Below are 12999 nucleotides of genomic sequence, written 5' to 3'. Positions count from 1 at the left end.
AGATCGACGAGCCGGTCGTAGCGTCGTCGGCGCACGACGGACCGAGAGATGAGGAGGAGACCGTGGTGGACTTCAAGGGCCTCGCGGACAAGGCCAGGGACCTCGCCGGCAAGCACCCCGACCAGGCGGACCAGGTGGTCGAGAGGGGCGGCGACGCGATCGACGCCCGGACCGGCGGCAAGTACGCCGACAAGGTCGACGTCGGCCAGCAGAAGGCGGACGCCTTCCTGGACGGCCAGGGCGACGCGACCGGCGGCGAGCCCCGCCGGTGACGCAGCAGGAGGGCGCGCGGGACGAGGTGCTGCGCGCCCTCCTGGCGCGCCACGGCCGCTCCTACGCCGACGAGGCGGGCATCGCGCTGCGCGACACCCCCGCCCCGCTGCTCCAGCTGCTGGTGCTGTCCAGCCTGCTGAGCTCCGGGGTGTCCGCCGAGCTCGGCGTGCGCGCCGCCCGGGGCCTGCGCGAGGCGGGCCTGACCACCGCCGAGCACCTGCGGGACGCCGGTGACGACGGCCGGTGGAAGGCGCTGTCCGACGCCCGCTACCTGCGCAAGCAGCAGACGGCCCGGCAGCTGGGCCAGCTCGCGGAGCGCGTGCTCGACGAGCACCGCGGGGACCTGCGCCACCTGCGGGACGGCGCCTCGGGCGACCCGGCGGACGTGCACGAGGCCGTCCAGGCCTTCGCGGGCATCGGTCCCGTCGGCGCCGACGTCTTCTGCCGCGAGGTGCAGGCCGTGTGGCCGTCGCTGAGGCCCTTCGCCGACGACCGCGTCACCGCGTCCGCGAAGGCCCTGCACCTGCCGGTCAGCCCCTCCGGGCTGGCCGGGCTGGCCGGCACCGCCGACCTGTCGGTGGTCGGCGCCGCCCTCGTGCGCTGCTCGATCGCCGACGACGCCGACGAGGTGCTGGCGGCGTCGGCGTCCTAGCCCCGGCTCAGTCGCCCGCGACCACGGTCGGCCGCAGGTCCTCCGCGGGCGGCAGCCAGGACTCCGGGTCCGCCGCGACCTGCTCCCCGGAGCGGATGTCCTTGACCTCGTGCGACCCGTCCTCCTGCGGGAACCACACGAAGGGCACGCCGCGGCGGTCGGCGAAGCGGATCTGCTTTCCGAACCTCGCCGCCGTCGGCGACACCTCCGTGGCCACGCCGCGGGCGCGCAGCTGCGCAGCCACCCGGTCCGCCTCACGGCGGTGCGCCTCGTCGGCGACCGCGACGACGACCGCGGTCGGCGTCGGGCGGCTCGCGCGGACGGCGCCCCTGCCCAGCAGCGGGATGATCGCCCGGGTCACACCCAGGCTGATGCCGACGCCGGGGTAGACGTCACGGCCGTCGTCGGCGAGGGCGTCGTAGCGGCCGCCCGAGCAGATCGAGCCCAGCGACTCCCAGCCGCGCATGCGGGTCTCGTAGACCGTGCCGGTGTAGTAGTCGAGGCCGCGGGCCACGGACAGGTCGGCCACCACGGCCACCCGGTCGGCGGGGAGGTCGTCGACGGCGGTGAGCACCGCCAGCAGCTCCTCCAGGCCCTGGTCGAGCAGCTCGTGGGCGACGCCGAGGGCGCGCACGGACCCCACGAGGTCGCCGGCGCCGGCACGCACCTGCGCGAGGCCCAGCGCGCCGTCGGCCTGGGCCCGGGTCAGCCCGGCCTGCGCGAGGAGGTCGGCGACGCCGCGGGCACCGACCTTGTCGAGCTTGTCGACCGCGCGCATCGTCGCCCCGATGGAGCCGGTCAGGACGTCGCCCTCGAGGCCCAGCCCGCGGTAGAAGCCCTCCACCAGCCGCCGGTTGTTGACCTGCAGCGTCACGCCCGGCAGCGGCAGCCGGGCCAGGGCCTCGCCCATGACGCGGGCCATGTCGGCGTCGTGGTGCACGGCGAGGGAGCCGCGGTCGACCACGTCGATGTCGGCCTGCGTGAACTCGCGGTAGCGGCCCTCCTGGGGGCGCTCCCCGCGCCACACCTTCTGCACCTGGTAGCGGCGGAAGGGGAACTGCAGGTGGCCGGCGTTCTCGGTGACGTAGCGCGCGAACGGCACGGTGAGGTCGAAGTGGAGCGCGAGATCGTCGGCAGAGCCCCGCTCCCCCGTGTCATCGGCGCCGTCAGCGAGGCGGCGCACGCCGTAGACCTCCTTGTCGATCTCGCCCTTGCGCAGCAGCACCGACAGCGGCTCCACCGCGCGCGTCTCGATGCTGGAGAAGCCGTGCAGCTCGAACACCTCGCGCAGCACGTCGAGCACGTGCTGCTCGACCAGGCGGGCCTGGGGCAGCAGCTCGGGGAAGCCGGACAGCGGGGTGGGGCGGGCCACGGGTGTCTCCAGTGCTCAGCGGGGCAGGAACGGGTTGGTCGCGCGCTCGCGGCCGATGGTGGTGACCGGGCCGTGCCCGGGCAGCACGAGCCGGTCGTCGGGCATGGGCACCACCACGTCGCGCAGCGTGCGCTCCATGGCGGCGGGGTCGCCGCCGGGCAGGTCGCAGCGGCCGATGCTCCCGGCGAAGAGGACGTCGCCGGCGAGCAGGGTCGACGTCGTCGTCCCCACCACGCGCTCCGCCCCGGCCAGGGCCCCGGAGAGCACGCCGGGCGCGCCGTCCACGCTGAGCACGGCCGAGCCCTCGGTGTGCCCGGGCGCGTGCTGCACCCGCAGCGAGAGGCCGGCGACCTGGAGCACCTGGTCGTCGACGAGCTCGCGGACGTCGTCGGGCTCCTCCCAGCGCGCGGACGGGCCGAACTGCTGCTCGAGCATCGCGCGCAGCGGCGCCGACAGACTGGCGAGGGGGTCGGTGAGGCGGTAGCGGTCGTCGCCGTGCAGCAGGGCGGGGACCCCGCCGGTGGTCGACGAGCCCGAGCGGCAGACGGGCGTCACGGACCAGACGTGGTCGGCGTGGCCGTGGGTCAGGACGACGGCGGCGGGGCGCAACCGGTGCTGGGCGAGCTCCTCGCGGAGGCGGTCGAGGACGTCGAAGCCGGGGTCGACCACCACGCACTCGGCGCCGCGACCCGTCGCGAGCACCCAGCAGTTGGTGCCCATGACGGTGTCCGGGATCGCGGAGGCCAGCACGCGGGGAGCCTAGCCAGCCCCGGGCCGGAGGCCGCGCCGTAGACTCCCCCGGGCCCGTTCGTCCAGCGGGATCGCAGACGACCCGGCTCACGACGAGGCCGCAGGAGGTGGGGGCGGCGTGACACCCAGCAAGAGCGAGCGCGAGCGCGACTACGAGCGACGGCGCCACCAGGCGTGGCAGCGCCGCCAGGCGGCGAAGGCCGCCGAGCGACGCCGCCGCCGCAACACCGCGCTGGCCGCGGCGCTGGTGGTGGTCGTGGTGGCCGGCATCGCCGTGGTCGCCTTCTTCAGCTTCCGCCCCGCGGCCGAGCCGCTGGCCGGGCCCAGCGACGCCGCGACGCCCGCTGGGAGCGCGTCACTGCCCGCCGACGCCTGCCCGGCGCCCACGTCCTCGCCGACGGTGACGCCCAGCGAGGGCGCCACCGCGCCCGACGCCTCGGTGGCGCAGGGCCGCACGTGGACCGGGACCATCACCACCTCGTGCGGCCCGATCGGCATCGAGCTGGAGGGGGCGCAGGCGCCCCAGGCCGTGGCCTCCTTCGTCTCGCTCGCCCAGGAGGGGTTCTTCAACGGCACCCCGTGCCACCGCCTGGTGACGTCGGGCATCTACGTGCTGCAGTGCGGCGACCCCACCGGCACCGGCACCGGGGGCCCCGGCTACACCTTCGGACCGGTGGAGAACGCCCCGTCTGACAACGTGTACCCCGCGGGCACCATCGCGATGGCCCGCCAGGGCGGCGACGGCGACAGCCAGGGCAGCCAGTTCTTCCTCGTGTACCAGGACTCGACCATCCCGTCGGACTCGGCGGGCGGCTACACGGTGTTCGGCCGCATCACCAGCGGACTGGACGTCGTGGAGCGGGTGGCCGAGGCCGGCGTCGGTGGTGGCTCCACCGACGGCAACCCGACCACCCCGATCAGCATCGAGCAGGTGACCGTCCAGTGAGCGACCAGACGACCCCCACCCCCGCCGCCGGCGAGGAGGCCGGAGACGCCGTGACCGAGCCCACCAGCACCCCGCAGAGCACCGAGGTGGCCGAGGTCGCCGAGGCCCTCCAGGAGGCCGCGGCGCAGGAGGGCGTCGAGGCGTCCCACACCGACGGGCCGGCTGCTGCCGAGCAGGACGGCGCCACGGAACCCGCTGCCGCGGCGACCGAGGCCGACGCGCCCGCTGAGGCCGCCCCCGCCGCTGCCTCCGAGGAGACCTCCGGGACCGCCGCTGAGCAGCCCGACGAGGCCCCCGGGACCCCGGCTGCGGAGACCGCTCCTGCCGAGAGCGGTGAGGCCGCTGAGGGCACCGAGCCCGCCGCCGCTGAGAGCACCGAGCCCCCCGCCGCTGCGACCACCCCGGCCACCCCCGGTGCCCCTGCGCCCGGCGCCGGACCCGGTGGGCGTCCGCGCCCGGCGCCCAAGCCGCGCCGGGCCCCGCGCCCGCACGCGCCGTCCACCCGCCCCGCCGTCCGTCCGCCGTCGGACCCCACCCCCTGGGGCCGCATGGACGACCAGGGCGTCGTGTGGGTGCGCACCGCCGAGGGCGAGCGCCAGGTCGGCACCGTCGTGGACGCCTCCGAGGCCGACGCGCTGGCCCACTACGGCCGCGAGTTCGACGCGCTGGTGGCCCAGGTCGACATCGCCGAGCAGCGGCTGATGTCCGCCGAGGTGGCCCCCGGCGAGGTCGTCGGCCAGCTGCGCGCGCTGCGCGGGTCCCTGGCCGAGGTCCAGGCCGTCGGCGACGTCGAGGGGCTCGCCCAGCGCACGCGCGACCTCGAGGCCGTGGCCGCCGCGCGCCGCGAGGAGGCCGACGCCGCCCGCGCCGCGGCCCGGGAGGCCGGTCTGAGCACGCGCACGGCGATCGTGGAGGAGGCCGAGCAGATCGCGGCCACCGACCCCGAGCGCATGCAGTGGCGCCCCAGCGGAGACCGCCTGCGCGAGCTGCTGGACTCCTGGAAGGACGCCCAGCGCGCGCAGCGCCTGGACAAGAAGTCCGAGGACGAGCTGTGGAAGCGGTTCAGCGCCGCCCGCACCACCTTCGACAGGGCCCGTCGCACCTACTTCTCGGCCCTGGAGGACCGCAACTCCGAGGCCAAGCAGGCCAAGGAGCGCATCGTGACCGAGGCGGAGGAGCTCTCCACCTCCACCGCGTGGGGCCCGACGTCCACCGCCTACCGCCAGCTGATGGACCGGTGGAAGGCCGCCCCGCGCGGCTCCCGCAAGGACGACGACGCGCTGTGGGCGCGCTTCCGCGCCGCCCAGGACGCGTTCTTCGCGGCGCGCACGGCCGCCAACGAGGCCGAGGACGAGTCCTTCCGCGGCAACCTCGTGGTCAAGGAGGAGCTGCTCGTCGAGGCCGAGAAGCTGCTGCCGGTCACCGACCACCGCTCCGCGCGCCGCGCCCTGCGCGGCATCCAGGAGCGCTGGGACGCCGCCGGCAAGGTGCCGCGCGCCGACCTGCAGCGCGTGGAGAAGCGCCTGCGGGCGGTCGAGCAGGCCGTCAGCGACGCGGAGCGCGCCACCTGGAAGCGCACCAACCCCGAGGTCAAGGCCCGCGCCGACAGCGCCGTGGAGCAGCTGGAGCGCGCGGTCGCCGGCCTCGAGGCCGACCTCGCCGCCGCCCAGGCCAAGGGGGACGCACGCGCCGAGGCGCAGGCGAAGGCAGCCCTCGAGGCGCGCCGCCTGTGGCTGGACGCCGCCCGCCGCACCGCCGAGGAGGCGTCGGGCTGACGGCTCCCCGGTCGGGCCCGGCAGGGCCCGACCGGTCGCCTGTGGACGGCGCGAGCGGGTGCTCGCGCCGTCCGGGCACTCTGGGCGCGTGGTCTCCCCCGCACTGTCCTGGCTGCTCGACGCGCCCGCGGCGCCGCAGACGGCCCTGGCCCCCAGCGACGTCGCCGCCCTCGTCGCCGAGGGCGTGCTCGTGAGCGCCGCCGACGGCGTCCTCCCGGCGGACACCGCGGCCTCGGGCGCCGCCCGGGCTGGCTTCCTGGCCCAGCGGCTCGACCCTGGCGACGTCGTCGGTGGCGCCGCGGCGCTGTGGCTGCGAGGTGCGCTCGACCGGCTCGGCGTCGTCGACGTCGTCCTCCCCCACGGCCGCACCGGCGGGTCGCGCCGCGACCCCGCCTGGAGGCGGACCCGGGCCGTGCTGCTGGCCGCGCACCACGTGGAGGTGGTGGGCGGCGTCCGGGTCACGACGCTGGAGCGGACCGCCACGGACATCGCGCTGTGGCACCCGGCGCGCGAGGCCGCCCCGCTGCTGCGGGCCGCGGTGGCGGCGGGGGCCGACCCGGCGCTGGCCCTGGCGCTCCTCGCCGTCCGCCGCAGACCGGGCCAGCGCGCCGGGCGCCGCCAGCTGCGCCGGCTGCCCGGGGCCCGGAGGTCCCCCGAGCGGGCCGCCTCAGGCCTGCCGGCTCCCGGTGACGCGGTAGGCGTCGAAGACGCCGTCCACGCGGCGGACCGCGTTGATCACGTGGCCCAGGTGGGTGGCGTCCGCCATCTCGAAGGTGAAGCGCGAGAGGGCCACGCGGTCGCGTGAGGTGGTGACCTGGGCCGACAGGATGTTGACGTGGCTGTCGGACAGCACCCTCGTCACGTCCGAGAGCAGGCGGGACCTGTCGAGGGCCTCCACCTGGATCTGCACGAGGAAGACGCTGGCGGAGCTGACGTCCCACTCCACCTCGACGATGCGGTCGGGCTCGGCGCGCAGGCCGACCACGTTGCCGCAGTCCTCGCGGTGCACCGAGACGCCGGCGCCGCGGGTGACGAAGCCGACGATCGGGTCCCCGGGGACGGGGGTGCAGCAGCGCGCGAGCTTGACCCAGACGTCGTCGACGCCCTTCACCACCACGCCGGGGTCGCCGGTGCGGGGGCGCCGGACGGCGGGCGACGGCAGCGTCGCCTCGGCGAGGTCCTCGGTGGCGCCCTCCTCCCCGCCGAGCGCGGTGACGAGCTTCTCCACCACCGACTGCGCCGAGACGTGCCCCTCGCCGACGGCCGCGTACAGGGCGGAGACGTCGGCGTAGCGCATCTCGTTGGCCAGGCCCACGAGGGCCTCGTGGCTCATCAGCCGCTGGATGGGCAGGTGCTGCTTGCGCATCGCCTTGGCGATGGCGTCCTTGCCCTGCTCGACGGCCTCCTCGCGGCGCTCCTTGGAGAACCACGCGCGGATCTTGTTGCGGGCCCGGGGGCTCTTGACGAAGGTCAGCCAGTCGCGGCTGGGCCCGGCGCCCTCGACGCGGGAGGTGAAGATCTCGACGACGTCGCCGTTGTCGAGCTGGCTCTCCAGCGGCACCAGGCGCCCGTTGACGCGCGCACCCATGGTGCGGTGGCCGACCTCGGTGTGGACGGCGTAGGCGAAGTCCACCGGCGTGGACCCGGCGGGCAGGCCCATGACCTCGCCCTTGGGGGTGAAGACGAAGACCTCCTGCGCGTTGATCTCGAAGCGCAGGCTGTCGAGGAACTCCCCCGGGTCGGCCGTCTCGGACTGCCAGTCGACCAGCTGGCGCAGCCAGGACATGTCCTCGAGGTTGCCCTTGCCGCCCGCACCGACCCCGCGGACGGCGGCGTCCTTGTACTTCCAGTGCGCGGCCACGCCGTACTCGGCGCGGCGGTGCATGTCGTGGGTGCGGATCTGGATCTCGACGGCCTTGCCCTCGGGCCCCACGACCGTCGTGTGCAGCGACTGGTACATGTTGAACTTGGGCATCGCGATGTAGTCCTTGAACCGGCCGGGCACCGGGTTCCAGCGCGCGTGCAGCGCACCGAGGACGGCGTAGCAGTCGCGGACCGTGTCGACCAGCACGCGCAGGCCGACCAGGTCGTAGATGTCCGTGAAGTCGTGGCCCCTCACGATCATCTTCTGGTACACGGAGTAGTAGTGCTTGGGCCGGCCGGAGACCGTCGCGCGGATCTTGGCGGCGCGCAGGTCGGCGCTCACCTGCTCGCGGACGGTGGCCAGGTACTCCTCGCGCGCGGGGGTGCGCTCGGCGACGAGGCGCACCACCTCCTCGTGCATGCGCGGGTAGAGGGTGGCGAAGGAGAGGTCCTCCAGCTCCCACTTGATGGTGTTCATGCCCAGGCGGTGCGCCAGCGGGGCGTAGATCTCGAGGGTCTCCCGGGCCTTCTTCTCCGCCGAGGCCGCCGGCACGAACTTCCAGGTGCGGGCGTTGTGGAGGCGGTCGGCCAGCTTGATGACCAGCACGCGGATGTCCTTGGCCATCGCCACGACCATCTTGCGCACGGTCTCGGCCTGGGCGGCGTCGCCGTAGGTGACCTTGTCGAGCTTGGTGACGCCGTCGACCAGGTCGGCGACCTCGTCGCCGAACTCGCGGCGCAGCTCGGCGAGGGCGTACCCGGTGTCCTCCACCGTGTCGTGCAGGAGGGCGGCGGCCAGGGTGGGCGGCGTCATGCCCAGCTCGGCGAGGATCGTCGCCACGGCCACGGGGTGGGTGATGTACGGGTCGCCGCTCTTGCGGCGCTGGCCGCGGTGGGCCTTCTCGGCGACGGCGTAGGCGCGCTCCAGGACGGCGGTGTCCGCGCGGGGGTGGTTGGCGCGCACCGCCGTGAGCAGCGGCTCCAGGGCCGCCGGCGTGGTGGGCGCACGGGTGCCGAGGCGGGCCAGGCGGCGGCGGATGCCGTTGCCCGGCGGTGGCGCGTCGGCCTCGCCCGGCGTCTGGGCCGGCACGGGCGCCGGGGGTGCCGGGGCTGGCGGCTGGGGGCTGCTCGCGTCGACGGCGCCACCTGCGCCCACCGACGACGGCGACTGCGCTGTCTGGTCCACCACACCTCCCGGGCCCGCTGGGTGCGCCGAGTCTACGGCGAGGCGGTCAGCGCTCCCCGGTCCCCGCCCGTTCCCGGGCCTCCCCGAACCGCGACCGAGCGCTCGGCTGCGGTCCCTGGCACCCTCCGGACCGCGACCAGGCGCTCGGCTGCGGGTGGGACGCGCTGGCTCAGGGGGTCCGGAGGACGGCGCTGACGGGAGCGCCGCCCAGCGCGCCGGCGAGCGCCGCACGGCCGGGGAGGTCGGTGAGCTCCAGGAGGAAGAGCGCGCCCGCCAGCTCGCCGCCGAGGCGCCTCACCAGCGCGCACGCCGCCGAGGCGGTGCCGCCCGTGGCGAGGACGTCGTCGATGACGAGCACGCGCGCCCCCGCGGGGACGGCGTCCTCGTGGGCCTCGATGGACGCCTCGCCGTACTCGAGGGAGTAGTCCTGCCGGACGGTCCGCCACGGGAGCTTGCCCGCCTTGCGCAGCGGCACGAAGCCGGCGCCCAGCGCCAGGGCCAGCGGCGCGCCCAGCACGAAGCCGCGCGCCTCCACGCCGGCGACCAGGTCGACGCCGCCTCCGGGCATCGCGCGCGCCGCCTCGGCCAGCGCACCGGTGGCCCGGGACAGCGCCGCAGCGTCGCCGAGCAGCGGCGTGATGTCCCAGAAGGTGATGCCGGGCGCGGGGTGGTCCGGCACGGCGCGCAGCAGCCCCAGGAGGCCGGCGGCGTCGTCGTCGGCGGTGGTCGCGCGGTGGGTGGCGCGGTGCTCGCTGCTGCTCATCGGCACGTCGTCCCGGTCAGCGGCGCGGTCACCGGCGGCGTCCGCCCGGGCGGCGCGGCTGGCTGCGCTGACCGCCGGAGGGAGAGCGCGGGGCGCGCCGCGCGGACGGGCGCTCGAGCACCGCCGTCGTCGTCCCGGTCGAGGTGACCTCCCCGCCCTCGGCACCCGCGGCGGCCACCGCGGGGGCCGACCCCGTGGTGGCCACGGCGGTGCCTCCGCGGCGCGCCAGCACCTTGTCGCGCTGGCGGGCGATGTCGGGCTCGCGCTCGCGCATCTGCACGTACAGCGGCGGCGCGAGGAACACCGAGGAGTAGGTGCCGGCGATGATCCCGACGAAGAGCGCCAGGGAGATGTCGCGCAGCGTGCCCGCACCCAGGAGCAGGGCGCCGATGAAGAGGATCGACGCGACGGGCAGCAGCGCCACCACGGAGGTGTTGATCGACCGCACCAGCGTCTGGTTGACCGCGAGGTTGGCCGCCTCGGCGAAGGTCCTCGAGCTGCTCGACAGCACGTGCTCGGTGTTCTCGCGGATCTTGTCGAAGACCACCACGGTGTCGTACAGCGAGTACCCGAGGATCGTCAGGAAGCCGATGACCGTGGCCGGCGTGACCTCGAAGCCCGACAGCGAGTAGACGCCCGCGGTGATGACCACGTCGTGGACCAGCGCGACCAGCGCGGCCACCGACATCTTCCAGGTGCGGAAGTACAGCGCCAGCACCACCGCGGCGAGCAGGACGAAGATCCCCAGGCCCAGGAGCGCGTTGGTCGTGACGTCCGCGCCCCAGCTGGGCCCGACGAAGGAGGCCGTGACGTTGCCGGCCGGCACCCCGTAGCCCTGCGCCAGGGCGCTCGCGACGGCGTCGGTCTGCTGCTGGCTGAGCTGCTCCGTCTGCACGCGGACGGCGTTGTCGCCGACGGTGGAGATGCGCGGCGGCTCGCCGTCGGGCACGACCGACCTGACGGCGGACTCCGCGGGGTCCTGCGAGGTGGTGGCCACGTCGGAGACGCGGAACTCCGACCCGCCGCGGAACTCGATGCCCGCGTTGAGGCCCTTGGTCAGCAGCAGCACCACCGACAGGCCCACCAGGACCGCTGCGACGACGTACCAGGTGCGGCGCGTGCGCATGACGTCGATGCCGCGCCGGCCGGTGTAGAGGTCGTTCCCGAGCTGGGAGAAGGACGGCACGTCAGCGCTCCTCGGTGGTCGTGCCGGAGCCGGCGGAGCTGCCGCCGTCGTCCCCGTCGGCGCTGCGCTGGCGCGCGGCCTCCGCGGCGCGGCGCTGGGCGATGGTGGTGCGGCCCCCTGAGCCGGTGGTCACCGGCTCGCGGCGCCCGGCGCCGTCGTCGAGGTCGTCGAAGCCGCCGGGGGACGCCGCGTCGTCGGCGTCCTTCGAGCGCGACCGCTCGACGCGCGGCGCGCGCTCGGCGGGGGTGCGCACGCGCCCTCGACCGGCGTAGGCGGGAGACCTGCCGAGCCGCTCCCCGTCGAACCCGGACAGCGTGTGGCCCGAGGCGAAGAACCTCCGGCGGGCCAGCAGCACGAGGACGGGGTGGGTGAAGAGCACGACGACCAGCAGGTCGATGACGGTTGTGAGGCCCAGGATGAAGGCGAAGCCCTTCACCCCGCCGACGGCGAGGAAGTACAGCACCGCCGCGGCCATGAAGTTCACGACGTCGGAGATGATGATCGTCCGGCGCGCGCGGGCCCAGCCGGTCTCCACCGCCGACGTCAGGGACCTGCCCTCGCGGACCTCGTCGCGGACGCGCTCGAAGAAGACGATGAACGAGTCGGCGGTGATGCCGATCGAGACGATGAAGCCGGCGACGCCCGCGAGGCTGAGGCGGTAGCCCTGGTACCAGCCCAGGAGCACCGTGACCAGGTAGGAGATGCCGGCGGCGAGCACGAGGCTGGCCACGGTGACGAGGCCGAGCGCTCGGTACTGCGCCAGGGAGTACAGGACCACGAGCACAAGGCCGATCGCGCCGGCGAGCAGGCCGCGCTCGAGCTGCTCGGAGCCCAGCACCGCGGAGATCCGGTCGACGCTCTGGGTCTCGAAGGAGATCGGCAGCGCGCCGAACTTCAGCTGGTTGGCCAGCGTGGTGGCTGACTCCTGCGTGAAGTTCCCGCTGATCTGGGCGTTGCCGTCGGTGATCGGGCCGTTGATCGTCGGCGACGACACGACGGTCCCGTCCAGCACGATGGCGAACCGGTTCTGCGGGGCCTGCAGCCCGAACAGGCGGGTCGAGGTGGCGCCGAACTCCTCGGCGCCGCGGCTGTCGAAGCTGAGGTTGACGACCCAGCGGTTGGTGGTGGCCCCGGTGCTGGTGGTCTCCAGGCCCGCGGTGGCGTCGCTGATGTCGGTGCCCTCGACCTCGACGGGCCCGAGGATGAACTTCTCGGTGCCGTCGGTGGCGCACGTGACGATCGGGCCGTCGGCGACGTCGTCCAGCTGCTGGCCGACGGCCACCGGGTTGCTGCAGTCCAGCGCCTGGAACTGCGCGTACAGCTCCGGGGTGATCTGGCTCAGGTCGCTCGGGCTGGTGGGGCTCGGCGCCGGCGTGGCCGCCGGGCTCGCCGCGTCGGTCGCCGCCGGGCTCGCCGCGTCGGTCGCCGCCGGGCTCGCCGCGTCGGTCGCCGCCGGGCTGGCGGCGTCCGTGGCCGCGGGCGTCGCAGCGGCGGCCGGGTCGGTCGACGCGGCCGCGGGGGAGGCACCGGAGAGGAGCGCGCCGGGCAGGCGGCTCCCCTGCTGGCTCTCCGCCGGCGCGGCGGTCTGCTCGGACGTCGCCGCGGGCGTCGAACCGTCCGTGGCTGCCGGGGTCGCACCGTCGGTGGCCGCCGGGGTGGCGCCCGGCGTCGCGCCGTCGGTGGCGCCCGGCGTCGCGCCGTCGGTGGCGCCCGGCGTCGCGCCGTCGGTCGGAGCTGGCGCCGCCGCCGCGCCGGCCGGCTCGGTGTACAGCACCGGCCGGAACCGCATCTGCGCGGACTGGGAGACGAGCTCGACGGCGCCCGCCTGCTCGGCGGGGTCGCCGGGGAGGCTGACGACGATGTTGTTGCCGCCGGAGCTGGTGATCTCCGCCTCTGTCAGACCCGAGGAGTCGACGCGCTGGCGGATGATCGTGATCGCGTCCGCGATGGTCTGCGGGGTGATCTGGTCGGCGCTCTCACCGCCCCGCAGCTGCGGGGTCAGGATGATCTGGGTGCCGCCGGCCAGGTCGAGCGCCAGCTTGGGCGTCCAGGTGGCGGTGCTCCACTGCACCGCCGAGCCGAGGCCGGCGACGAGGGCGACGACGAGCGCCGTCAGCCAGAGCAGGGAGCGCTTGGCGCGGGACGTTGAGGAGCGTGAGCGTGCCAACGGGGTCTCTTCCGGACGGAGGCCGGCCCGGGGGTCGGCGGTGAGCGGCGCTGGTGCGGCGCGGGA

General features: G+C 75.4%; 10 protein-coding genes. 4 read left to right on the top strand and 6 right to left on the bottom strand.

Features of this window, described 5'->3' with window-relative positions; translation table 11 throughout:
* Positions 1–62 precede the first annotated feature (62 nt).
* On the top strand, positions 63–272 hold the full coding sequence (locus FHN55_RS23775) for an antitoxin (RefSeq protein WP_257570950.1): 210 nt from the start codon (positions 63–65) through the stop codon (positions 270–272).
* Positions 269–925 (top strand): endonuclease, encoded by a 657-nt coding sequence (locus FHN55_RS13130; RefSeq protein ID WP_257570949.1) that lies wholly within the window; start codon positions 269–271, stop codon positions 923–925. The genes FHN55_RS23775 and FHN55_RS13130 overlap by 4 nt, the downstream gene beginning before the upstream one ends.
* 7 nt (positions 926–932) lie before the next feature.
* Here FHN55_RS13130 and hisS read toward each other — a convergent pair whose 3' ends face one another.
* Both hisS and FHN55_RS13120 read right to left on the bottom strand, forming a co-directional pair.
* Positions 933–2297 carry a histidine--tRNA ligase gene (hisS, locus tag FHN55_RS13125; RefSeq protein ID WP_139712755.1) on the bottom strand — a complete coding sequence of 455 codons (1365 nt, stop codon included), beginning with the start codon at positions 2295–2297 and terminating at the stop codon, positions 933–935.
* A gap of 15 nt (positions 2298–2312) precedes the next feature.
* Positions 2313–3047 carry an MBL fold metallo-hydrolase gene (locus FHN55_RS13120; RefSeq protein ID WP_373995734.1) on the bottom strand — a complete coding sequence of 245 codons (735 nt, stop codon included), beginning with the start codon at positions 3045–3047 and terminating at the stop codon, positions 2313–2315.
* Between the two features lie 118 nt (positions 3048–3165).
* Here FHN55_RS13120 and FHN55_RS13115 point away from each other — a divergent pair, with 118 nt between their 5' ends.
* Together FHN55_RS13115 and FHN55_RS13110 are read left to right on the top strand one after the other, a co-directional pair.
* The gene (locus FHN55_RS13115) at positions 3166–3993 is read left to right on the top strand and encodes a peptidylprolyl isomerase (protein WP_139712754.1); all 828 of its coding nucleotides are present in this window, start codon (positions 3166–3168) and stop codon (positions 3991–3993) included.
* The gene (locus FHN55_RS13110; RefSeq protein ID WP_218974635.1) at positions 3990–5768 is read left to right on the top strand and encodes a DUF349 domain-containing protein; all 1779 of its coding nucleotides are present in this window, start codon (positions 3990–3992) and stop codon (positions 5766–5768) included. The genes FHN55_RS13115 and FHN55_RS13110 overlap by 4 nt, the downstream gene beginning before the upstream one ends.
* Positions 5769–6435: 667 nt before the next feature.
* Here FHN55_RS13110 and FHN55_RS13105 read toward each other — a convergent pair.
* From FHN55_RS13105 to secD, 4 genes are read right to left on the bottom strand one after another with little or no spacing between them, the layout of a single operon-like run.
* Entirely contained in the window at positions 6436–9048 is a 2613-nt protein-coding gene (locus tag FHN55_RS13105; RefSeq protein WP_139712753.1) for a bifunctional (p)ppGpp synthetase/guanosine-3',5'-bis(diphosphate) 3'-pyrophosphohydrolase, read from the bottom strand.
* The gene (locus tag FHN55_RS13100) at positions 8987–9580 is read right to left on the bottom strand and encodes an adenine phosphoribosyltransferase (RefSeq protein WP_139712752.1); all 594 of its coding nucleotides are present in this window, start codon (positions 9578–9580) and stop codon (positions 8987–8989) included. Before FHN55_RS13100 ends, FHN55_RS13105 begins: the two co-directional genes overlap by 62 nt.
* A gap of 28 nt (positions 9581–9608) precedes the next feature.
* A complete protein-coding gene (gene secF, locus FHN55_RS13095; RefSeq protein ID WP_139712751.1) occupies positions 9609–10766 on the bottom strand; it encodes a protein translocase subunit SecF in 1158 nt (385 codons plus the stop codon).
* Position 10767: 1 nt separating this feature from the next.
* Complete coding sequence (secD, locus tag FHN55_RS13090; protein WP_139712750.1) at positions 10768–12933, bottom strand: protein translocase subunit SecD; 2166 nt, start codon at positions 12931–12933, stop codon at positions 10768–10770.
* Positions 12934–12999: the final 66 nt, after the last annotated feature.

Source organism: Streptomyces sp. NP160, assembly GCF_006335115.1.
Classification (GTDB): domain Bacteria; phylum Actinomycetota; class Actinomycetes; order Actinomycetales; family Quadrisphaeraceae; genus Quadrisphaera.
Note: the sequence above shows the minus strand (reverse complement) of the source record. Positions and strands in the feature narration are given on the sequence as shown.